The following is a 22233-nucleotide window of genomic DNA, read 5'->3' as shown; positions in this document are numbered from 1 at the left end:
ACCTGGCCTTCGTGGTGGCCCTCGCCCGGGCGGCGAGCGCGACGCCGAGGCGTGAGCCGTCGCCCGGGGGAGAACGATCGGTCTTGACGGCGGGTCGCCGCAGGGTCATGCTTGTGCGAGACAGAACGTTCGTTCTACCCGGGTGGCCCCGACGGCCGCCGAGAGGAAGTCATGACCTCCGTTACCGCCCCCCGAATCCCGGCCACGGCAGCCGGCCTGCGGCGGCTGTACGTCGTCCGGTTCGTCTTCGCCGCCGTCTGGGCCGCCGTGACGCTCCCGCTCGCCGGGCACCTCGACCCCGTGACGGTGGCGCTGCTGGTGATCTACCCGCTGTTCGACGTGGCCGCCGCCGTGGCCGACATCAGGGTCTCGCGGGCCACCGGATCGCCGGCCCTGCTGTACGTGAACGTCGCGGTCAGCCTGCTGGCCGCCGCCGGCCTGGCCGTCGCCGGGGCGTCCGGCGTCCCCGCGGTGCTGCGGGTGTGGGGCGCCTGGGCGGTCGTGGCCGGCCTCGTCCAGTTGGTCGTGGCCGTGCCGCGCCGCCGGCTGGGCGGCCAGTGGCCGATGATCCTCAGCGGCGGCATCTCGGTCCTCGCCGGGGTGTCGTTCCTCGCCGCCGCCTCCGGGCCGGATCCGGCCCTGGCGGGCGCGATCGGTTACGCCGTCCCCGGCGCCGTCTTCTTCCTCGTCTCGGCCGTCCGCCTCGGCCGTGCGGCGCGGGCGGGCGCGTCGCCCGAGAGGGGCTGAGCACCGGATCCGGCCGGACCGCGCTCGGTGTTGACGCGCAGGAGCCCTTCGACCCCGCGCAGGAACGTCTCCGACACCAGCGCGGGGTCGAAGAGGCATCCGGCCGCCATGGCGCCGTCGCGGAGCATGACGAAGTGGCGCGCGGCGGCGTCCGCCGTCGCCTCGTGGACCTGCGCCATCTGGGCGGTGAGCGTGTCCAGGAACCACTGGCGGTGAGCGATGATCTCCCGGTGCACCGGATGCTCGTCGTCCGGGTATTCCGCTGCGGCGTTCAGGAATGCGCACCCGCGGAATCCGGGGGAGCGGATGAGCGCGGCGATTCCCTCGGCGACGGCGAGCAGGCGATCGACCGGCCCCGGATGGCCCGCGATCGCCACCTCCACGGCGGTGCGGTCCATTTCGTGCACCCGGCGCAGATAGGCGAGAATGAGATCGTCCTTGCCGGGGAAGTGCCGGTAAAAGGTGGCGCGGGTGACTTTCGCCTCGGCGATGATCCGGTCGACCCCGACGGAATGGATGCCCTCGGCGTAGAAGACCCGGGTCGCGGTGTCGAGAAGCCGGAGTCGTGCCTCCGAGGGTCGGCTGCCAGAGCTCTCACGCGCCATGGGCCCATGCTAACGAACAGAACGTTCGGTCCGGGACTGCCCCGCCGGCGGCCCTGCGCGGGTACGGCTCTCAGCATTCTCTCAGCCGGGTGTTCCTGGGAATCGGTTGCACGATTCGGGGCCGTCCGATAACGCCCGCAGCCGTTCTCCGACGTTTCCGTATTCCGCTGACAGCGATTCCGCGCGTGCCCGATATTGGAGACTCCACCGTGCCTTTCGGAAGGAATGACAGATGAGCGCAGCAGCCATGCCGGGGACCGGAATGCCGACTGTCGTGCTCGTTCACGGGGCATTCGTGGACGGGTCGAGCTGGAACGGGGTGATCGCCGATCTCCAGCGCCGGGGCTACCCGGTCATCGCCCTCGCGAACCCGGTGCGCAGCGTGCAGCGGGACGCCGCCTACCTGCGTGCCCTCGTGGACAGCCTGTCCGGACCGGTCGTGCTGGCCGCCCACTCGTACGGCGGCGCGGTCATCACCGAGGCCGCGGAGGGCGCGGCGAACGTGCGGGCCCTGGTCTACGTCGCCAGCTTCAGCCCGGACGTCGGCGAGTCGGTGGCCGACGTGAACGCGAAGTTCCCCGGCAGCCGGCTCGCCGACAACATCCAGGCGGTGCCGATTCCCGCCCAGGACGGCAGCGCGGACATGGATCAGTACGTCAAGCAGGAGACCTACCCGGACTTCTTCGCCCCCGACGTCCCCCGGGAGCAGGCGGTGGTGATGGCTGCCACGCAGCGGCCGGCCGCGGCGAACACGCTGACCGACGCGGTGACGCGGGCCGCCTGGAAGAGCATCCCGTCCTGGACGCTCGTGTCCACCCAGGACCTGGCGATCCCGCCGGACCTGCAGCGCTTCATGGCCCAGCGGGCCGGGTCCACGACGGTCGAGGTCGACGCGTCGCACGCGGTGACGGTCTCGCAGCCGGGCGCCGTCGCGGATTTCATCGACACCGCGGCCCGAGCCACCGCGCAGTAGTCTCCGGCGGCCGGCACACCAATGTCCTAGGACGGTCTAGCGGGTGTGCCGGCCGTCGCGGCGGGGCGTCGTGTGCGCTCAGAGCAGCACCTCGACCGGCGCCGGGTGGCCGAGGAAGTGCACCGGACTGGCGGTCGGCCCGTACGCCCCGGACTGGTGCACCACCACCAGGTCGCCGACCTCGCACCGGGGCAGCTCCACCCGGCGGCCGAGCGTGTCCAGCGGCGTGCACAGCGGTCCGACCACGGTGACGGTCTCCCGCTCGTCGGCCGGCTTCGCGGTCACCGCCGACACCGGGTAGTTGCGGCGTACCACCTGGCCGAAGTTGCCGGAGGCGGCGAGGTGGTGGTGCATGCCGCCGTCGACCACCAGGAACGTCTCGCCGCGGGAGTGCTTGCGCTCGACGACCCGGCTGACGAAGACGCCCGCCTCGCCGACCAGGTACCGCCCCAGCTCCAGCACGACGGCCGTGTCCGGGTGGCGGCGGCGCCACCGCTCCACCTCCACGGCCAGGTGCCGGCCGTACGCGGCCAGGTCCAGCTCCTCGTCGCGGGGGAAGTACGGGATGCCGAGCCCGCCGCCGATGTTGACGTGGGCGAGGTCCAGCCGGTGCTCGCGTACCAGCCGGTCGGCCAGCGCGAAGGTCTGGCTGACGCCGGTGGTCAGCGCGTCCAGGCGCAGGTTCTGCGACCCGGCGAAGATGTGCAACCCGCACAGTCCGCGCCGGCCCGGCCCGCGCAGCACCTCGCCGACCGCCTCGGCGTCGATGCCGAACTGGGTCGCGCCGCCGCCCATCGTCATTCCGGAACCGGAGAGCTGGAAGTCCGGGTTGACCCGCAGCGCGAACCGGGCGGACCGGCCGACCGCCGTCTCGATCCGGCGCAGCCGGGCCAGCTCGTCGCCGGACTCGACGTTGACGACCACACCGGCGGCGATCGCGGCGGCCAGCTCCGGGTCACGCTTGCCCGGCCCGGCGAAACTGATCTGCTCCCGGTCGACGGCGGTGCCGAGCGCGGTGAGCAGCTCACCGTGGCTGGCCACGTCGAGCCCGTCGACGAGCGGCGCGAGGCGCTGCACCAGGGCCGGCATCGGGTTGGCCTTGATCGCGTAGTGCAGCAGCACGCCGCCGGGCAGGGCGGCCCGCAGCTCGGCGACCCGGCGGCGGACGGCGGCGAAGTCGTACAGGTAGAAGGGCGTACGGCCGGCGATGTCGGCGGCGAGGTTCAGGTCCATCAGGGCTCCACGCGGTAGAGGGTGAGGTCACGCAGCAGGTCCATGTCGTGGCCGAAGGCGGCCCGGTCGGCACCGAAGACCATGAACTCGGCCGACGGCGGCTCGACGATGTGCGCGCTGGCGCGCGCGACGGTCTCGCCGACCGACACGTGCACCCGCACGGTGTGCTCGCTGCGCAGCGCGGGCACGTCCACGGCGCTGACCCGGCCGGCGCGACGGGGGGTGATCACCCAGGCCCCCAGCTCGCCGGTCGGCCGGGGCCGCACCGCGTACGGCTCGCCGGCCCGCAGCAGGTAGTGCGCGAGGTCGATGTCGACGCCGTGGGTGCGCAGGTAGACGGCGCGCATCTCGCCGCCGGGCGGCCGGGCCGCGACCTCCAGGAAGACCAGCTCGCCGTCGGGCGTGCCGAACACCTCCATGTGCACGCCGCCGTCCGGTGGCCGCAGCGCCTCGAGTGCCCGGTGGCCGAACTCGGTCACCCGCACGGCCGCCGGATCGTCGGCGGGCAGCGTCCACACGCCGAGCGACCGCCCGGCGGCGAACTCCATGCAGGGGTTGAGGTTGGCGCAGACGTTGCTCCACACCACCCGGCCGTCCTGCACGAGGGCGTCGAAGTTGTAGAGCGTGCCGGAGACGAACTCGTCGACCTCGTAGCTGTTGCGGTCCTTGGGGGAGGACGCCCAGCTCGCCCAGGCGCGTAGCGCCGCCGGGCCGTCCAGCCGCCGCACGTCCATGCTGGCGTACCTGTCGACCGGCTTGACCACCATCGGGAAGCCGATCTCCGCGGCGATCCGCTCGCAGTAGCTGCGCGGGTCCGCGGCGTGCTCGTCCCGGTCGAAGCGTAGGTGCCGTGGCAGCCGCAGTCCGCTGCCGGCGAGCGCGGCCTTGCTGGCCATCTTGTCCACGAACGGCAGCAGGCGCGCGGCCGGCCAGCCGTCAGTGCCGAAGTGCTCGGCGAGCCGTGCGCAGAGCAGCTCGCAGGACTCGTCGTTGGTGAGGAACCGGAGCTGCTCCGGCCGGGGGCGGGGCAACTCCCGGTCCAGCAACGCCACCAGGTCGGTCGTCTCCATGTCGTCGGGCACCACGACGCGGGCGTACGCGGCGCGCTGCTCGTCGGTGAGCCGGCGCGCGTAGTGCGGGCTGGAGACCAGCCAGAGTTCCGCGTCCGCCAGCCGGCCCAGATCGGCCAGGCCGGAGCGGATCACGTTGTCGTTGATGAGAACGACGTACAGCTTCTTCACGCGACTCTCCTCGCGGGTCAGTGTTCGAGCAGGACGGCGCCGAACGTGCCGCCGACCCCGACGGACGCCATCAGCGCCAGGTCACCCGGGCGCAGCCGGGGCCGGACGGTGTCCAGGTTCAGGAAGATGTCGGCGCCGAAGCAGTGGCCGTACCGGGGGACGTTGTCGAGCACGATCCGCTCGGCCGGTACGCCGATCACCCCGGCCGCCGCCCGCCACACGTTGACGTTGACGTTGTGCGGCAACAGGACGGTCAGCTCGTCGGGCCGGCGCCCGGCCCGCCGCAGTGTCCGGTCGACCACGTCGCCGAGGTGCTCCTGGAACCGGCGTTCGTATTCCTGGCGGCTCGGCGCGCCGGGCTCGGTGTAGATGCCGCCGGCGTAGCGGCCGTGCGTGGCGACCGCGTGGGCGAGCACCCGGTCGCGGGGTCCGTCCCGGCGCAGCAGCACCGCGCACGCCACGTCCCCGGCGATGCCGGTGTCCAGCACCCGCAGGTCCGGGCTGTCGGCGGTCTCGCCGATCAGCAGGACGCCGACCGCGTCGCCGGGCCGCCCGGCGAGCAGCCGGTCCATCAGGTCCAGCGCGGTGATGCTGGAGACGCACTTGTTGGACTGGGTGCCGAAGCACAGCGGCTCGCCGCCGAGCTGCCGGGCGACCAGCCGGGGCAGGCCGGCGCCGACCGGTCCGATGTACGGGCCGGTGTGCGCGTGCACCACGACCGCCACCCGCTCCGGCGTCACCCGTGCCTCGTCGAGCAGCCGCGCGACGGCGTCCAGGAGCATCGGGAACTCCTGCCCGGCGGCGGCCACCGGGATCCGGTCGTAGCCGTAGAGCCGGCCGTACACCCGGGCGCGGGCCGGGCTGAGGCCGAGCAGCGCGTGGTCGTCGGTGACCGACAGCCGCCGTTCCGGTTCCACGCGTACCACCGCGTCAATCGCGATCATCGGGTGTCCTCCGGGCGGGCGGCGCGGCGACGACGCGGCGGCCGGTGACCGGGCTGCACGACAGCACCCGGGCCGGCACCCGGACCAGGCGGGTGGCCCGGTAGCGGCGCAGCAGCTCGCGCCACTGCTCCGGATCACGGTCGTCGAGCGCGGCGAGCCGGTCGAGCTTGCGGTACTGGAGGAACCCGCGCGGGCGGGCCTGCGGGCGGGCCCGGCGGATGTACCCCCAGGCGTCCCACATCAGCGGTTCCCAGCCGGCGAGGGCGGCCAGGTCGTACAGGAACAGGTTGCGGGCCTGCCAGCGGCCGGCGTCGGCGTTCAGCATCAGGCCGCTGAGCCGCAGCGCCGCGCGTTCGCCCTCCTGGGCCCGGCGCCAGGCGCGGGCGCCGGTGAGGAACACCGACTCCGGTACGTCGTCGCGGTAGTGGTCGGGCAGCTGGAAGGTGTCCCGGGCGGTCCGGTACATCCGGCCGTCGGCGTACCGCCACCGGCCCTCGGCGGACGACCAGTACTCGACCACCACGTGGTCGTGCATCGGCCGGTAGGGCACGTACAGGTGGTGGGCGGTGCCGTACCGCAGCCGGGCCGGCACCCCCTGCTCGCGCAGCACGGCGCAGAGCAGCAGGCTGGCGTCGCGGCAGACGCCCAGCCAGCGGCGGTGCAGCGGCCGGGCCCGGGTCAGCGGCGCCGGATCGAGGGCGAGCACCCGGTCGAGCATCCGCCGGGTGGTCCGCAGGTCGACCTCGGCGAGCCGGTCTCCTCCGGGCTGCCAGCCGGCCGCCGGCGGGTCCAGCTCGTAGTGGGCGAACAGCCCGCCGATGACCTCCACGAGGGCCGGCACGTCGGCGGGCAGCCGGCGCAGCGCCTCGGCGTGCGGCCCGGGTTCGGTCATCGGGGTGTGCCGGCGGTAGGTGGCGAGCATCCGGTCCAGCCCGGCGGCGGGCGTACGCACGGCGGCGGTCACAGTCCCTCCTCGAGCCGGCGCCGCAGGTGCGGGTAGTCCACCTTGAGGCTGCGGTTCTGCGGCAGCGGACCGACGTGGATCTGGCTCGGCCACAGGTGCTCGGGCAGTTCCCGGCTGATCCGCCGGCGCATCTCGGGCACCGGTGTCGCGGTGTCCGCGACGAACGCGACGAGCCCCTGGACGAGGCCGCCGGGCGCCACCGGCCAGCCGACCACCGCCACGGCCTCGGTGCCGAGCACCTGCCGCAGCAGGGTCTCCACCTCCAGCCGTTCCACCCGGTGGCCGCGGACCTGCATCTGGTCGTCGCGGCGGCCCTTGAACACCAGCCCCCAGCGCGGGTCGTGGGCGACCAGGTCGCCGGTGCGGTACCAGCGTCCGGGCGCGTCCGGCAGCTCGACGAACCGGGCCGCGGTCTGCTCCGGGTCGCCGTGGTAGCCCGGGACGAGCTGGCTGCCGCGCAGCAGCAACTCGCCGGTCTGCCCGTCGGCCACCCCGGCCAGGTCGGCGCCGACGACGCGGACCTCCTGCCGGGGGTACGGCCACCCGATCGGTACGACGTCCGGCAGGTCCTGGTCCGGCCGCCAGCCGAAGGAGGTCACCGCGATGGTGCACTCGGTCGGTCCGTACACGTTGAACAGCTCCCCGTCGGGGTTGGCGGCGTGCCACGCCTGCGCGAGCCGCCGGGGCAGCGGTTCCCCGCAGAACAGCGTGCGGCGCAGGCTGGGCAGTGCACCCGGTCGGAGCAGGCCGAGGTCGAGCAGGCTGACCCCGGTGGTGGGCACGGACAGCCAGAACGTCAGCGCGTGCTCCCGGACCAGCGCGGGAAGCTTGTAGACGGCCTGGTCCGGCAGCGCGTACACGGCCGCGCCGACGGTCCACGGCAGCACGATGTCGTGCACCGACAGGTCGAACGTGAAGTTGTTGACCTGGGCGAACCGGTCGTCGCAGGTCGGGCCGAACAGCTCGATCGCGCCGTCCAGGTACGCGGTGAGATTGTCCAGCGTGACAAGGACCGCCTTGGGCACCCCGGTGCTGCCGGAGGTGAACATCAGGTACGCCCCGCCCTGCGGCCGCCGGGGCTCGCCCTCCCACCGCGGTCCGGGGCCGTGGTCGAGCACCGGCGCCGGCGGCGCCATCATGGTCCGCAGCCGGTCGTCCTGGTCCGGGTCGCCGCTGTCCAGGACCGCCACCACCTGTCCGTCGAGCCGCTTGAGCACCTTCTCGCAGTAGGCGGGCGGCGAGGTCGGGCACATCGGCACGAACGCCTTGCCGGCCAGCAGGCTCGCCAGGATCGCCACGTACCGGGTCAGGTTCCGGCCGCAGTACACCAGGCAGAACGGCTCGTCCCGCTCGTCGAGCCGGCCGGCCAGGGCGTCGGCGCGGGCGAACAACTCCCGGTACGTGTACGCGCGGTCCTCGACCCAGAGCGCCGTACGCTCCGGGTGCCGGCCGGCGGCGGCCAGCAGCCGGTCGCGCAGTTCGGCGCGGTATCCGATGGTCATGTCTGACTCCCGTATTCGAGCACCACGGCGGCGAAGACCGCGCCGAGCCCGACCGTGGCGAGCATCAGCCGGTCACCGGGCCGCAGCAGGCCCGCGCGGTCGGCGGCGGCGAGGTTGAGGAAGATGTCGGCGCCGAAGCAGTGCGCCGTGTGCGGCACCTGGTCCAGGTAGACCGACTCGATCGGAATGCCGGCGCGCGCCGCTACCTGCTTCCAGGAGAACGTGTTGACGTTGTGCGGCAGCACCAGGCGGACGTCCGGCCAGGTCAGCCCGGCGTCGTCGAGCGCGCGGCGCATCACGTCGGCGAGTCGCGCCGGATACTCGGCCTCGAACTCGGCGTTTGCCGCCTCGTCCTGCCACTGGCAGGCGGCGTGCCGGCCGTACGTGTCGATCCGGGCGGCGAGGACGCGGTGACCGGGGTCGCGGCGGCTGAACAGGCAGGCGACCCCGGCGTCGCCGGTGACCGAGCTGTTCGGGATCACCTGCATGATCGGGGTGAAGGCGACGTCGGCGGTGACCACGATCGCCGCGTCGGTGGCCGAGCCCCGGGCCAGCAGGCGGTCGACCACCCGCATGGCGGACACCGTCGACGCGCAGTTGTTCGTCGTCATCCCGAACGACTGCGCCCGGTCCAGTCCGAGCCGGCGGCAGATCCGGGCCAGGCCGGCGCGGCCCACCACGTCCTGGTGGGTGCCGGTGTGCGCGTGCACCAGCCAGCGGACCCGGCCGGCGTCCACACCGGATTCCTTGAGCAGGTTCGCCACCGTCTCCTCGACCAGGGCGGCGGTGTCGCCGGACCACACCGGTACCCGGTCGAGGCCGTAGATCCGGTGGAACACGGCCAGCTCGGCGCGCGGCATGTCGTACCGGTCGGCGAGGGTGAAGAGGCTGGGCCGGTGGTCCGGCACGACGGCCTGCACGGCGGTCAGTTTCAGCACGGCGCACCGGCCGGGGCGAGGGCCGCTGCGGGCACCGGGTGCCGGCGCAGCAGCTCGGGCTTGTCCACCTTGCCGTTGCTGTTGCGCGGCAGGGCGGCGAGCACCTCGTAGCGGGTGGGCCGCTGCCAGGTCTCCAGGCCGGACCGGCAGGCCGCCCGCAGCGCGGACGCGTCGACGGCGGCCGGGTCGGCGGCGACGAACGCGGCGATGTCGTGGTCGCCGTCGTCGAGGGCGGTGCAGACCACGCTCGCCTCGGTGACGCCCGGCACGGCCCGCAGGACCTCCTCGACGTCGCGGGGGATCAGCTTGCGTCCCCGGACCTTGATCACCTCGTCGATCCGGCCCTTGAAGAAGAAGTGCCCGTCCTCGTCGAGGTAGCCGTAGTCGCCGGTGTAGAGGCAGCGGCCACTGCGTACCGGGTGCTCGCGGATCTTGCGGGCGGTCTCGTCCGGCAGCCCCCAGTAGCCCTGCATGACGGTGCCGCCGCGCACCACGAGCTGCCCCACCTGGTAGGGCGGGCAGGGCCGGTCCTGTTCGTCCACCACCAGGATCTGGGTGTTCGGGATGGCCCTGCCGACGCTGCCCGGCTTGGCGTCGAGCAGCTCCGGCGGCAGATAGGTGCAGCGCTTGCACTCGGTGACGCCGTACATCGAGTAGATGTCCGCGTCGGGGAACAGCCGGCGGATCGCGGCGATGTGCCGGGGCAGCAGCGCGGCGCCGGTGTTGGTCAGGCAGCGGACGCTGCTGACGTCCGGCATGCCGAAGCGGCTGAACTGCTCCACCAGCTCGAACAGCACCGGCACCCCGGGCACGACGGTGCAGCGGTAGCGGGCGATGTCCTTGATGACCTGCAACGGCAGGCTCATGTCCCGCTCCAGGACCAGCGTCGCGCCCTGCGAGAACGCCATGATCATCTGGTAGAGCCCGTAGTCGAAGGCGAGCGGCAGGGCGCAGAGGAACACGTCCTCCGGGCCGTTGCGCAGGTACTCGTTGAGCGAGTCCAGCGCGGTCAGCATGTTCGCGTGGCTGAGCATCACGCCCTTGGCGTCGCCGGTGGAGCCGGACGTGTAGACCAGCGCGGCCAGGTCCTCGCTGATCACGTCCACCGGTGCCGGCGTACCGGCGAAGACGGTGTCCTCGGCGCCGACCGGCAGCACCGCCCGGACCGACGCCGGCAGGCCCAGGCCGGTCAGGGAGCGCGCCGTCGGCTCCAGGGCGAGCAGGACGGTGGCGGCACAGTCGGCCAGCACGTGGCGGATCCGCTCGGGCCGCTGCTCGTGGCTGACCACCACCGCGACCCCGCCGGCGGCCAGCGCCGCCCAGAAGGCGGTCACCGTCTCGACCCGGTTCCCGGCGCAGATCACCACCCGGTCGCCGGGCCGTACACCGTCGGCCTGGAGGCGGCCGGTCAGGCCGGCCACCCGTGCGGCCAGGTCGCGGTAGGTCAGCCGGTGCCCTCCGGCGATCAGGGCGAGCTTGTCGGGATGGCGGTCCACGGTGGCGGTGAGGACGTCGTACAGGGTTCGGCGCATCGTGTTTCCTTCAGCTCGTGGGGATGGCGCTGACCCGATCGCCGAGGCGGCGGGCGCGGAGCAGCTCGTGGACGACGAAGCCGACGGCCGGCAGGTGGGCCACGGCCAGCGCGAGGTAGACGTGGGACACCGGATGCCCGGCGCGGGCCAGCCCGGCGGCCAGGGCGAGCTGGAGAGCGGTGAGCGTGGCGTTCACTACCAGCGCCCGGACACCGTTCCCGGTCTCCTCCAGGAAGATCGACAGGGTGAGCAGCGGACCGGCGACCAGATAGGCCGGTGCCAGGTGGCCGAGGTAGTCGGCGGCGGCCCGGGCCACCGCCGGATCACCGGTGAGCAACCCGGTCGCGGGCCCGCGGACCAGCCAGACCAGGGCTGCCACGACCGCGAACACCGCCGCCGACAACCCGACCGCGGCGACGACCGACGGCCCGACCCGCCCGCCCCGGCGTTGCGCGGCGAGCCGGTTGACGGTGATGCCGGCGCCGACGCCGAGTGCGATGGCCGGCAGGAGCACGAGGTTCTGCACCCGGTACGCCACGCCGTACCCGGCCACTGTCAGCGGGGAGTAACCGGCGAGGATCCGGGTCAGCGCCAGCCCGCTGCCGAACAGCAGCAGGTAGCCCAGGCTCACCGGCACGCTGATCCGGCAGACCTCCCGCCAGGACCGGCGGACCGGTGCGCGCAGCCCGATCCGGGCCCAGGGCCGCACCCCGCACCGGGCCAGCCGGCGGGACGCCCAGACCGCGGTGGCGGCCGCGGTGGTGGCGGTGGCCACCGGCAGGGCGAACACGCCGAGCCAGCCGACGAGCACGGCGGTGAGCACCACCCCGGAGCCGAGGCTCACCAGGGTGCCGACGGTCACCGCGCGGACCTGCCGCAGCCCGTAGAGGCTCGACATCAGCGCCACACTCACCGCCAGCACCGCGCCGCTGAGCGTGTTGAGCTGGACGAACGCGTACACCAGGGTGCGCGAGCCGGCGGGCACCGCGTACAGGTCGAGAAAGAGCGGATGCGCCACCAGGAACAGCAGCGCCACGCCGAGGTTGACCGCCACGCCGAGCACGAGCACGGTCCGCTGCCGCCGGGCGTACGTGTCGAGGTCGCCGCTGCCCGACGCCTGGGCGGCGAACGCCACCGACGCGACACGCAGGCTCTCGTTCACCGAGTTCTGCAACAGGATCATCGGCAGCACCAGCGCCAGCGGGTACAGGTGGGCCGGGTCGTGCCGGCCGATCACCGCGGTGTTCAGCAGCGGCGCCACCAGGCTCGCCAGCGACGCGAGCAGCACCGGCAGGGCGATCGCCAGCACCGGCCCGAGCACCGGTGGCGCCGCGCTGTCCCCGGCCGGGCGCGACTGGTCGACGGCCGTCATACCGGCACCTCCTGGCGCAGGTAGCCGGCGTGCACGTTGGCGAGCTGGATGGGCGTGGTGCCCTCCATGAACTCGTACGCCACCACGTCGGTCAGGGACCGGGCGAGCCACGGGTGGTCGACCAGCGCCGCCACCGGCAGCTCCCGGGCGAGGACCTCGGCGACCTCCTCGGCCGCCGCGGTGGCCCGCTGCTTCGCCAGCGACACCAGCGCGCCGCGCAGCGGCTCCTCGTCGACCTCGCGGGCGGCGGCGGCGTTCAACTCGCGCGACCGCTCCAGCATCTGGTCGAACCGGTCCAGCTCGGCACGGGCGGCGCCGACGTGGTCCCGGACGTAGTCGACGAGGGCCTGGGCGTGGCCGAGCGCCATCGCCGCCACCCCGGGCCGGAAGCGGTGGAACGTCTTGAGCATGCCCATCATGCCGCGCTCGGTGGCCTTGAGGTGGCTGCCGAGGACCGCCTCCGGCGGCACCCGCAGCCCGTCGACGCGCAGTTCGGACAGCTGCGCGCCGGGCAGGGCGAACATCGGGAGGACGCGTCGCCGTGCCGCGCCGGACTCGATCAGATCCGGCGTCAGCAGCACCGCCACCAGGTCCAGCGGACCGTCGCCGGTGCGCGCGAGGACGGTGCCGACGGGCGCCACCGCCCCGTTGCCGAACAGCAGCTTCTCGCCGGTCAGCCGGCCGTCGCGCAGCATGGTGTCCAGGTGGGCGGCGTCGGAGCCGCGTCCGGGCTCGGTGACCGCGAAGAACGTGCGGCACCGGGTGGTGGACACCAGCTCCCGGAACCAGGCCCGTTGCCGGGGCGTGCCCAGCGCGTCCAGCAGCACGCCGGACAGTGACGGGCCGGGGGTGGTGAGCAGGAAGCTCGCGCTGCCGTAGCTGAGCGCCTCGAACATCGCGGCCCGCCGCCGGGTGTCCGCCGTGAACTCGGCCTCGATCTTCTGCGCGACGGCCGGGTGGTCGAGGTGCCGCAGCACCAGGTCGGGGTCGTCCGGCACGGCCGGCGAGTTCTCGCGGTACCAGTCGGCCGCGGCGAGCCACTCCGGGCCGTAGCGGGCGGCGAAGCGGTCGGGATTCAGTCGGAACACGGGGCACCGTCCAGGTAGATCCGGTTGGCGTAGAGCAGGGCGGTGCGCATCTGCGCCATCTGCCCGGTGAGGACGGACCGGCCGCCGGCCATCCGGATCAGGTCGCGGGCCAGCCCGTCGACCTCCCGGACCCACCAGGCCCGGCCGGCCGGCACGGCGAGCGCGGCGGCCGCGTCGGCCTGGCGCAGGGCGGCGGCCCGGGCCACCAGCCCGGCCATCTGGTAGGCCACCACCGGGTGGGCGCTGAGCCGCTGACCGGCCGAACGCCGGCCGGCGAGGAACCGCCGGCACCAGCGGACCGCCTCGCCGAGCGCGTCCCGCTCGGCGTCGGCGAGGGCCTGCCGGAACAGCCGCAGGGCCGGCGCGTCGGCCGGTCCGCCGGCCGCCCGGTACCGCAGCACCACAAGGTCCGCGCGGGTCAGCAGCTCATGGGGTACGACGGTGAGCCGTTCCGCCCCGAGGACGGCACCCGTGGTCAGGTCGAACGCCTCCACCGTCGCCGCGTCCCGGTCGGCGAGCACCAGTCCGGCGTACCCGGCCGCCGGGCCGCATCCGGCCGGCAGCGCGCCTGTCTCGCGGGCCCGGGCCACGACGGCGCCGACGGTGAACCGGACCGCGACCGAGTCGGCGCCCGGCTCCCCGGCGGCGGCCGTCCCGGCGGGCCGGGTGGGCAGTCGCAGCACGTTCGTCACGGCGTCACCGCCCGGGTCAGCACCACGGCGGCGGACAGGCTCTCCACGTCCTCCTCGACGTAGGCGACGTATCCGCCGGCCGGGGTGGTGGACTCGGCGCCGAGCCAGCGGAACAGCCCGGTGCAACTGCGCTCCGGCGGCACGAACTCGACCCGGCACGGCCACGAGTCCGGCCCGTACGCGTAGGCCCACCGCCGGTAGAGGAACGTGGCCCGGTTGACCCGCACGGTCAGCTCCGCCGGGTCCACGTCGTACTCCGCGCACCAGCGCGCGACCAGGCGGGACAGGTCCCCGTCGTCGCCCAGCACCGCCGGCTCACCGAGCGCCGTAACGGTCAGGATCTCCGTCCCGGCCGGCCGGCGGCCGATCCGGACCGCCCCGGCGGTGGACCGGCTCGGGCCGGGGAAGTGGGCGCCCACCGGGGCCGGGACGGTGGTCTGCTCGACGCTGAGCAGCAGGCCGTCGCGGTCCGCCGGACCGGCCCGCAGGAAGTCGCAGAGCACCAGCAACGCGAGCGCCGGGGAGATGCTGCCCTGGTCGACCAGGTCGAACGAGGTGCAGTCGAGGCGGTGCCGATGGTGCAGGTACGGGCCGAACGCGGACACGTGCGGGTCGAACTCCGGCGTCCAGTAGCTGGTGACGAGCACACCGAGGTCGCGGAAGAGACCGGGTCCGGTGCGGTCGGCCAGCGCGTCGGCCAGGTCGACGAACGTGTACTGGTCGCCCCGGGTGAGTGTGGCCTCGTCGAGGACCACGCCGGCCATCCGGTGCAGGTCCGCCTGGTACTCGACGAAGCGCGGCCGGGGCGGGTGCCGGTCGTCGCGGGTGGGCAGCACCGCGTGGTGCGCCGCCTGTACGTAGAGGCCGGTCATCGGTCAGGCGATCTTCGCGGCGCTCAGCTGCGTGCGGACGTACTCGTAGATGCTGCCGATGGTCTGGAAGTGATCGGCCTCCAGCGTCGTCGCGTCCACGAAGAACCCGTCGACCGCGTCCTCCAGCGCCATGAGGAACGTCAACGACGTCATCGAGTCGATCCCGAGGTCCTCGCGGAGCTGGGTGTCGAGATCCATGTCGAGGACGGCGTCGTTGTGCGTCACGTCGGCGAGCACGCGCTTGACGGTGTCGATGAGCTCGGATTCCTGAACGGGCACGGAGATGCTCCTTCGTTCGGGTCGGAGACGGCCGGAACCGGCCCGCGAGCGGGCGGGCAATCGCCCGGACGGGCGCACGGTTGTCCACCGACGATGGTGATTCGGTGTGGAAAGGATTACGGGGATCGAGAAAGGCCGCCGGAAAGTGTCCTCCGGTTGCGGTCGGCGGAAGAAACTTTGCCGAACGACGATCCGGGGTGTCAATGCCTTTCCGACTCGCCGGGTGACGGCAGTACGACTGAGTGTGTCGGTCGGAAATGCGGCAGCGCGGCGATTCGTACGGGTGCCGCCGATTCGCCTTTCCGGTGTTCCCGGCCGACCCGGCCCGGATCGGCGATGTCGGACCTGGCCGTCCGTACCTGATTCGCGGTATCTGTCCACCTTGCCGGGACGGACCGGCCGGCGGCCCCGCTCACCCGCGTGGACGTGTGGTGGTGGCATGTCTTCCCGGGCCGGCGCGTGCCTCGTGGCTGCTACGTCATGAGGGCGTGAGGCGCTACCCGGTAGCCGACAGTCGTATCCGGCGGTGATCGCGTGTGACGAACCTCAACAACCGCCGTTCCGATGCGCTTTCGGCTGATCGCCGGGGGTCGAAAGGGCAATTCGGAGTGGGCTTTTCGCCCGGCTGTCGGAATCCGCATTGACCGCCGTGCGGTCCGCACGCGCCTCGCTTTTGCGAGAATGTGTCGCGGCGGGAATTGCGTAACGCCGGGGCATGCCGGGGCGGCGTCGGCTCGGTCGACGGAAGCGGGTCGCGGTGACGCCGCGCCCGGATGATCCGGCGTCCCGTCGAGGGCGGGGGACCCGCGATGCTAGCCTGCCCGTCTGAAATGGACAGTCTTCTCGACCGGGTTCAAGAGTGGATCGATGACGGATGGTTCGCACGCCCGGCGTTCGCCGCACCACGCGACGTCCGGGACCACGCCCGTGACCGGCACCCGGGGCGGTCGCGGGTGACCAGGACCGTACGCGCAGCCGCCCGGGCCGCGCTCGCCGCCGTCGTCGCGTCGGCGGTGCTCGCGCTGACGCCGCTGGCGTCGGTGGCCCGCGCCGACGGCGACCGGGTCAAGTACTACACGGTCGGAGCCGCCCACCAGGGCGAGCCGGAGAACCTCACCGCGATCGCGGAGCGGTTCCTGGGCGACGGGTCCCGGGCCGCCGAGCTGTTCGCCCTCAACACCGGGCGGATCCAGCCGGACGGCAGCACACTCACCGACGGCTCCCGGCTGCGGGCCGGCTGGGTGCTCGTGCTGCCCTGGGACGCGCACGGCGGCGAGGTACGCCTCGGCGTCCCGCCGGCCGCGAAGCCGGCACCCGGCACGTCCACGCCGGACGGGCGGCGACCCGCCGCCGCCGACGACGCGGCCGTCCGGGCGCCGAAGGGATGCCGCCCCGCCGCGACCTCGGGCACGCAGTCGCCGTGGGCCGGGCCGCGGGTCGCCGCCGACCGGGCGTGGCCGCACAGCCGGGGCCAGGACCAGCTCGTGGCCGTCGTCGACTCCGGTGTCGCCGGCAACCTGCCCCCGCTCGCCGGCCGCGTGACGACGGGCGTCGACCGGGCGACCGGCGGCGCCCGCGGGGACACCGACTGTCTCGGCACCGGTACGGCGATGGCCGCGCTGATCGTGGCCCAGCCGGCGAAGGGGTCGGCGGTGGCCGGGGTCGCGCCGGACGCCGCGGTAATGCCGGTCCGGGTGGCGGGCCGGACCGCCGGCGCCTCGGCCGCGGCGAGCGTCGCGGGCATCCGCGCGGCAGTGGGCTCCGGCGCCTCCGTCATCGCGATCGGGCCGCACGTGGACCTCGGCCGGGCCGAGGTGGCGACAGCCGTCAACGAGGCGGTCGACGAGGGCGTGGCCGTAGTGGTGGGCGCCGCCGACGAGCAGACGCCGGAGGAGCCGGACGTGCCGCTGCGCGACGCGGTGCTGCGCGTCGGCGGGATCGGGCCGGACGGAGCCGCCGCCGGCAGCTACCGGGCCGGAGACGTGGACGTGGTCGCACCCGGCGTCGACGTGGCGAGCCTCGGCATCACCGGTACGCGACCGGTCAGCGGCACCGGCACGCACCTCGCCGTCGCGTACGTGGCGGGCCAGGTGGCGCTGATCCGGTCGGCGTACCCCGATCTCGACCCGGCGCAGGTCCGCAACCGGGTGCTGAAGACCGCGAAGACGACCGGCGGTGTCGCACCGGAGATCGACCTGACCGCCTCCGTCACCGCCGTGCTGCCCGAGGAGGCGCCCCGCGCGCAGGCGGCCGAACGGACGTCCGGCTCCACCGGGATCGGCCGCCGGGGGGTGCTGTTCGCGCTCGCCGGGCTGGCGGCGCTCGCCGCCGTCCTGCTGGGCCTGCGCGCCCGCAGGTCGGCGCGGACGGGTGCGGACCGGCCGGAGGCGGTACCCGCCGGGGCCGTGACGGCATCCCCGTCCGCCCGCACCGTCATGGCGAACACCGCCGCTGTGCCGGCCGCTCCCGCCGCCGATCCGGTCGTCACCGCCTCTCCCGACGCCGCTCCGGTCGGCGCCGCTCCGGATGATGCCGATCCGGGCAGCGCCGCTTCGGATGACACCGCTCCGGATGGCACCGCGCCGGGTGACACCGGGCCGGCCGTGACGGCGGCGGTGGCGGAGCTGAGCCGTGGCCCCGCGCTGCGGCACCTGGCCGCCGACGAGGCGGGGATGGCCTACCTGGCGGAGACCCGGCCGGAGGCGCGGGAGAAGGCACTCATCGGCCTGGTGCCGGGCATGGACGACGAGACGGTGGCCGCGTTGCCGGCCATGGTGACGGCGCTGCCCGGCACCGACGAGCAGGAGCAGTCGCTCACCGGCGTCCTGGTGGACGTCCGGCGGCACCTGCGCGGCGACCCGCTCGCGCTGGACCGGGCGCTGGTGCGGGCCGGGAAGGTCCGGTGGCAGTCCCAGTACGAGTTGGCCGAGCACGTCACGTCGTACGCGCGGCAGCACCCCGAGCTGGCCCGGCTCGCCACCGCGATCGCCGAGACCCGCTGGTCGAGCGGCACCGGCGAGCCGGCGCGGGGACACTGATCAGAGCGGTACGAGTTCCTGGGCCAGCATGTCGGTCCAGGTGCGCCGGGTGAAGTTGCAGCCGGTGTGCGCGACGAACTGCTCCAGGGTGCGTACCGGCCCGATGCCGAGCCGGTCCACCGGCGGCGTGTGCAGCATGTAGAGCACCCGCCGGCGGCTCAGCTCCTCGTAGCGGGCCCAGTCGGACTCGACGTGGTCGCTCCAGTGCCGCGGCCTGTCCTGCCGGATGTAGTAGTGCCAGGTCAGCACCTCGGTGGGGTGGAACAGGTCGTAGCCCCACGTGTAGGCGCGCAGCGCCAGGGTGATCTCCTCGCCGTGGAAGTAGATGCCCGGGTCGTAGGGCACCTCGGTGACGAACGAGCCGGGTGCGAAGAGGAACCCGGCGGCCAGGAACAGCGCCGGCTTGGGCGGTACGCCGGGCGCGGCCCCCTCGATCAAGCGCTGACCGAAGACCGGCACGCCGAACACCGTCCAGTCGCTGACGACGATCTCGGCGGGTGCGCCCGCGCCGGTGAACTCCTGATCGGGCTCGTAGCTCGGCGGGTACGCGGTCAGGACCGGCTTCGCCGCCCCCGTCTCCCGCGCCATCCGGATCATCCGTACGTCCCAGTCCGGCGCGAACCGGGTGTGGCTGTCCACCTGCAACAGCCACTCCTCGCCGCGGTACCGCTGGAACGTCCGGTCCCGGGCCCAGCAGGCGCCCCGGCTGTCGCGGGCGTCGTACTCCTGCACGTCCACCTGGGGCAGACCCTGGATGGCGGAGATGTCCTCGTCGCCGAGGTGCTGCCAGCACACCGCGATCCGGACGTCCTCCGGGTGCGCCGCCTTGGCCAGGCAGTCCAGCACCGTCGGCACCAGTTCCCGGTCCCGGTACGACGCGATCGCCACGAAGATCGTCATGCGCCCGCCTCCGCCGCCGCCGTCTCCGCCGGGACGAGGGCGTACGACTGGAACAGCAGCGCCAGCGCGCGGTGCTCGTCGGCCGGATCGGTGACCGGGAGCCGGTCGCCGCGCGACCGGATGTGGGCCAGGAGATCCGGCTCGGGCGCCAGGCCGTACGCCCGCAGGTAGTAGGTGACGGACTCGGGCCAGAGCCAGCGCCCGTCGGTGCGGTAGGTCATCGGCACGACCCGGCCCCGCGCGGGCTCCACCACGTCGGGCCCGCGCCCGGTGGTGGCGAGCACCGGCGTGCCCGCGTCGAGGTACGCCGCCGCCCACGCGAGATCCTCGCCGGACAGCCGTTCGCGGTCCGGCGCGAAGCGTGCCCGGTCGTCGTCCACCTCGTCGAACACGCGGGCGATCCGCAGCGGCCCGGTGTCCCGGCCGACCCAGAGCAGCGCGCCGCGGTGGCGGGCCGCCGCCGGGTACGGCGGAAGCTTCTCGCCGGAGCGGTACACCTCGACCAGCGGGGCCGAGATCCCGGCCGCGGCGAGCGCCCGCATCACCGCCGCCGCCGTCTCCGCCTGCGGCCCGTTGGCCTCCAGCACGTACACCGGCGCGGGCGGGATCACCGCGGCGGCCCACTCCGGGGCGATCCGCCATCCGCGCCACAGCGCCACCGCGCCGGGCTGGTGCCGCGCGGCGGCGACGGCGACCCGGTCGGTGTCGTCCATCAGGCCGTCGCGGCCGGTGAGGTCGGCCAGCGGCGGCACCCGTCCACCGAAGACACGCGGATTCGGTACGGCCGACGCGAACGTGAACGGCAGGTCGACCGGTCCGGGCGGCTCGGGAAGGGACACCGTGCCGGTGTCGGCGAGCCGCATCCGCGCGTCGGCGAGCGTCGCGTCCGGTACCCGGCCACCGAGGTGCAGCAGCGCGGTGTGCAGCTCGTCCTGCTCCGTCATGGCGGCCTCCTCGCGTCCTCGTCGGCGGTCGTCGGCGCATTCGACCACGCCGGCGCACGGGAGTGCCGCGCGGCGTCGGGGCTCGTGCCCGAAGGACACCGCGACCCGAGGCGTTCGTGCACGCGGTCAGAGCGCCCCCGCGCGTACCAGGGCGGCCAGGGCCCGGTGGACGGCTACCGCGCCGGCCGGCGCCGGCGGGTCGGCCCGGCACCGCCGCAGGTGCCGGAGCAGGCCCTCGTCGGCCAGCGCGCCCTCGTCGAGCAGCCGGTCCGCCAGGCCGGCCGGCCAGACCCAGGCGCCGTCGGTACGCAGGTGCGCGGTCAGGGCGGGCGCGGACCGCAGGTGGGTGACGAACGGCGCGACCTCGTCGTCGTCGACCGGCAGCCGCGCGTCCCCGTCCGTGGCCAGGCGCACCTCGCCGGGCGGCTGCGGCGCCCAGATCAGCGCCGACCGGGACCGGGCCGCCCACTGGTACGCGGGCAACGGCAGGTCGGGCCGGTAGACCTCGACCGGCGCGGCGTGACCGGCGTCGGCGAGCGCACCCTGCCCCCGGTCGGCGATCGCGGCCAGCTCGTCGTCGGGCACCGTCGCCTCGACCAGGTAGATCCGCACCGCGTCCGGGGTGCCGGCCGGTCCGGGTGTGATCCGCCAGCAGCGCCACACCCCGGCGGTGTGCGCCGGATCCAGCACGTCGAGCAGCGCCCGGTCGAGGTCGTCCACGGTGCCGCCGGCGGTCTCGTCCACCACCGGCGGCGCGTTCGTCGCGTACCGCGGCAGGTCGGCCGGGGGGAACGGGACGAACCGGGCTGCCGGGTCGGCGTCCACGTCCTGGTCCGCCGCCGGGTCGGGCAGCAGCGGCGTCTCCGGGGGCAGCAGGGCGGTCAGCGCGGCGATCTCGGCCGCGGACTGCGGGAACGCACCGAGCAGCCGGGCCGCGCAGGCGCCGTGGTCGCCGTCGGCGAGCAGGGTACGCAGGCCGGCGACCTCCTCGTCCGGGATGCGGCCCGCGGCGCGCAGGCAGAGCAGGTGCAGATGTCCGGTGCTCATCGCGTCGCCGCCGTCTCGCGCAGGAAGGCGGCCGCCAGCCGGGCGGGTGCCGAGCCACCGGGGTTGACCAGAGCGTCGCGCTCACCGGCCACAGCGGCCAGTTCCGCCAGGTCCAGCGGCCGCCAGCCGGGGGCCGGCACCCGCTCCCGGTGCGGCTCGCCGGTGGCGACCACCACGCACCGCTCGTCGTCGGGGGCGGGTACGACGAGGGGCCGCCCGTCGCCGTTCACCGCCAGGTGCAGGGTGGACGCGCGCAGCACCGCCCCCAGGTGCGCCGGCGGCGCGGCACCGGCGGCGATCAGGCGCAGCAGCGCGTCGACCGGGTCGGCGGGGGAGTCCGGGAAGTGCGGGCGGTAGTCCGGGTTGCTCCGGAACTCGCCCACCTCCCCGTCCTCGCCCACCTCCCCGTCCTCGCCGACCTGCCAGACCCCGAGGACCGCCTCGAACGGTGCGTCGTCGTTCTCGCCGGCCGGCCACGCCGGGTCGAGCAGGAACAGGAACTCCTCGTCGGTCATCCCACAGTGTCCTCGTCGGTGACGTGCAGCGCGGACCAGACGATCGCGGCGGCCAGCCGTACCGGCTCGGGACCGCCCGGGTCGACCAGGACGTCGATGCCGTCCGGGAGCAGCTCGGCCAGCTCGGCCGCCTCGACCCGGCGCCACTCGGGCGCGAAGGTGCGGTCGCGCTCGTCGGCCGAGGTGGCCACGACCACGCACCGCACGTCGTCGAAGGAGCGGACGACGAGAGGACGGCCGTCGCCGTTCATCGCGAGGTCGAGCGGGGAGCCGCGCAGCGCGGACTGCACCTGCTCGACCGTGGCGTCACCGCGCATCATCCCGCGCAGCAGCGCGTCGAGCGGCTCGGCGTCGGGGGTCATGGCTCTCCTCCAGGTGGCGGCGGCCCGCCGCGACGGTACGGTCGCGGCGGGCCGCCCGTCCGGGCTCAGGCGAACGGGTCCGGGGCGGCCGGTACCGGCACCGCCGGCAGCCCCTCCCGCGCGGCGTACTCGTTGAGCCAGCGCTCCAGCGGCGGGCCGGACGGCGCCACCCAGGGCTCGGCGCCGTTCTTGGGCACCACAAGCGGGCCCACCGCGAGCGTGTCCATGATGCTGCCGGTCTCGATGGCCCGGACCGTGTTGAACGGATACACCCAGCACCACTCGTACTCGGTCGGCGCATCCGGGGCGAGCAGCGTCAGCGGCTGCGCCGGGTTCTCCAGCCGGCGCAGCGCGTCCTGCGCCCGGGTGCGGGCGACGTCGGCGTTCATCGGGTAGTCCTTCTCTGTCGTGTGTCGTCTGACGGGGTGCCCGCCCCGGCCGCCGT

Annotated in this window: 22 protein-coding genes; 3 read left to right on the top strand and 19 right to left on the bottom strand. The window is 74.3% G+C overall.

Features of this window, described 5'->3' with window-relative positions:
• Positions 1–171: 171 nt before the first annotated feature.
• A complete protein-coding gene (locus ACQP26_RS18815) occupies positions 172–747 on the top strand; it encodes a hypothetical protein (protein ID WP_433493530.1) in 576 nt (191 codons plus the stop codon).
• Here the strand turns inward: ACQP26_RS18815 and ACQP26_RS18810 are convergent.
• Positions 657–1352: a TetR/AcrR family transcriptional regulator gene (locus ACQP26_RS18810; RefSeq protein WP_433493529.1), complete on the bottom strand. Its 696-nt coding sequence runs from the start codon at positions 1350–1352 to the stop codon at positions 657–659. The two genes, ACQP26_RS18815 and ACQP26_RS18810, sit on opposite strands and share 91 nt — an antisense overlap.
• Positions 1353–1584: 232 nt before the next feature.
• Between ACQP26_RS18810 and ACQP26_RS18805 the strand changes: the two genes are divergently transcribed.
• Positions 1585–2325: an alpha/beta fold hydrolase gene (locus tag ACQP26_RS18805; RefSeq protein WP_433493528.1), complete on the top strand. Its 741-nt coding sequence runs from the start codon at positions 1585–1587 to the stop codon at positions 2323–2325.
• 78 nt (positions 2326–2403) lie between these two features.
• Here the strand turns inward: ACQP26_RS18805 and ACQP26_RS18800 are convergent, their stop codons facing one another.
• From ACQP26_RS18800 to ACQP26_RS18745, 12 genes are read right to left on the bottom strand one after another with little or no spacing between them, the layout of a single operon-like run.
• Positions 2404–3558 carry a pyridoxal-dependent decarboxylase, exosortase A system-associated gene (locus ACQP26_RS18800; RefSeq protein WP_433493527.1) on the bottom strand — a complete coding sequence of 385 codons (1155 nt, stop codon included), beginning with the start codon at positions 3556–3558 and terminating at the stop codon, positions 2404–2406.
• Positions 3558–4799 carry an ATP-grasp domain-containing protein gene (locus ACQP26_RS18795; protein WP_433493526.1) on the bottom strand — a complete coding sequence of 414 codons (1242 nt, stop codon included), beginning with the start codon at positions 4797–4799 and terminating at the stop codon, positions 3558–3560. Before ACQP26_RS18795 ends, ACQP26_RS18800 begins: the two co-directional genes overlap by 1 nt.
• Positions 4800–4816: 17 nt before the next feature.
• Positions 4817–5743: a 3-oxoacyl-[acyl-carrier-protein] synthase III C-terminal domain-containing protein gene (locus tag ACQP26_RS18790; RefSeq protein WP_433493525.1), complete on the bottom strand. Its 927-nt coding sequence runs from the start codon at positions 5741–5743 to the stop codon at positions 4817–4819.
• Positions 5730–6707: a transglutaminase domain-containing protein gene (locus ACQP26_RS18785; RefSeq protein WP_269705407.1), complete on the bottom strand. Its 978-nt coding sequence runs from the start codon at positions 6705–6707 to the stop codon at positions 5730–5732. Before ACQP26_RS18785 ends, ACQP26_RS18790 begins: the two co-directional genes overlap by 14 nt.
• Complete coding sequence (locus ACQP26_RS18780; protein WP_269705408.1) at positions 6704–8209, bottom strand: AMP-binding protein; 1506 nt, start codon at positions 8207–8209, stop codon at positions 6704–6706. Before ACQP26_RS18780 ends, ACQP26_RS18785 begins: the two co-directional genes overlap by 4 nt.
• A complete protein-coding gene (locus tag ACQP26_RS18775; RefSeq protein ID WP_269705409.1) occupies positions 8206–9147 on the bottom strand; it encodes a ketoacyl-ACP synthase III family protein in 942 nt (313 codons plus the stop codon). Before ACQP26_RS18775 ends, ACQP26_RS18780 begins: the two co-directional genes overlap by 4 nt.
• On the bottom strand, positions 9141–10679 hold the full coding sequence (locus ACQP26_RS18770) for a class I adenylate-forming enzyme family protein (RefSeq protein WP_433493524.1): 1539 nt from the start codon (positions 10677–10679) through the stop codon (positions 9141–9143). The genes ACQP26_RS18775 and ACQP26_RS18770 overlap by 7 nt, the downstream gene beginning before the upstream one ends.
• A gap of 10 nt (positions 10680–10689) precedes the next feature.
• Positions 10690–12051, bottom strand: a complete 1362-nt coding sequence (locus ACQP26_RS18765) for an MATE family efflux transporter (protein WP_433493523.1) — start codon at positions 12049–12051, stop codon at positions 10690–10692.
• Positions 12048–13139, bottom strand: coding sequence for an acyl-CoA dehydrogenase family protein (locus ACQP26_RS18760; protein ID WP_433493522.1), 1092 nt, complete (start codon positions 13137–13139; stop codon positions 12048–12050). The genes ACQP26_RS18765 and ACQP26_RS18760 overlap by 4 nt, the downstream gene beginning before the upstream one ends.
• Positions 13127–13831: a hypothetical protein gene (locus tag ACQP26_RS18755; protein ID WP_433493521.1), complete on the bottom strand. Its 705-nt coding sequence runs from the start codon at positions 13829–13831 to the stop codon at positions 13127–13129. The genes ACQP26_RS18760 and ACQP26_RS18755 overlap by 13 nt, the downstream gene beginning before the upstream one ends.
• On the bottom strand, positions 13828–14703 hold the full coding sequence (locus ACQP26_RS18750) for a hypothetical protein (protein WP_433493520.1): 876 nt from the start codon (positions 14701–14703) through the stop codon (positions 13828–13830). Before ACQP26_RS18750 ends, ACQP26_RS18755 begins: the two co-directional genes overlap by 4 nt.
• 3 nt (positions 14704–14706) lie before the next feature.
• A complete protein-coding gene (locus ACQP26_RS18745; protein WP_433493519.1) occupies positions 14707–14982 on the bottom strand; it encodes an acyl carrier protein in 276 nt (91 codons plus the stop codon).
• A 953-nt stretch (positions 14983–15935) separates the two neighbouring features.
• On the opposite strand from ACQP26_RS18745, the gene ACQP26_RS18740 reads away from it, so the two are divergent.
• Positions 15936–18020: a S8 family serine peptidase gene (locus ACQP26_RS18740; RefSeq protein WP_433493518.1), complete on the top strand. Its 2085-nt coding sequence runs from the start codon at positions 15936–15938 to the stop codon at positions 18018–18020.
• On the opposite strand, the gene ACQP26_RS18735 is transcribed toward ACQP26_RS18740, so the two are convergent.
• From ACQP26_RS18735 to ACQP26_RS18710, 6 genes are all read right to left on the bottom strand, one after another.
• Entirely contained in the window at positions 18021–18920 is a 900-nt protein-coding gene (locus tag ACQP26_RS18735) for a GlcNAc-transferase family protein (protein WP_433493517.1), read from the bottom strand.
• A complete protein-coding gene (locus ACQP26_RS18730) occupies positions 18917–19864 on the bottom strand; it encodes a hypothetical protein (RefSeq protein WP_269705418.1) in 948 nt (315 codons plus the stop codon). The genes ACQP26_RS18735 and ACQP26_RS18730 overlap by 4 nt, the downstream gene beginning before the upstream one ends.
• A gap of 126 nt (positions 19865–19990) precedes the next feature.
• On the bottom strand, positions 19991–20911 hold the full coding sequence (locus ACQP26_RS18725; protein WP_433493516.1) for a hypothetical protein: 921 nt from the start codon (positions 20909–20911) through the stop codon (positions 19991–19993).
• Positions 20908–21426, bottom strand: a complete 519-nt coding sequence (locus tag ACQP26_RS18720) for a type VII secretion system-associated protein (RefSeq protein ID WP_269705421.1) — start codon at positions 21424–21426, stop codon at positions 20908–20910. Before ACQP26_RS18720 ends, ACQP26_RS18725 begins: the two co-directional genes overlap by 4 nt.
• Positions 21423–21788 (bottom strand): type VII secretion system-associated protein, encoded by a 366-nt coding sequence (locus ACQP26_RS18715; RefSeq protein ID WP_433493515.1) that lies wholly within the window; start codon positions 21786–21788, stop codon positions 21423–21425. Before ACQP26_RS18715 ends, ACQP26_RS18720 begins: the two co-directional genes overlap by 4 nt.
• Before the next feature lie 65 nt (positions 21789–21853).
• Positions 21854–22177: a YrhB family protein gene (locus ACQP26_RS18710; protein ID WP_269705423.1), complete on the bottom strand. Its 324-nt coding sequence runs from the start codon at positions 22175–22177 to the stop codon at positions 21854–21856.
• Between the last annotated feature and the right edge of the window lie 56 nt (positions 22178–22233).

Source organism: Micromonospora sp. CA-248089 (assembly GCF_050948515.1).
Lineage (GTDB): Bacteria > Actinomycetota > Actinomycetes > Mycobacteriales > Micromonosporaceae > Micromonospora.
This window is presented reverse-complemented; position numbering and strand designations above follow the sequence as displayed.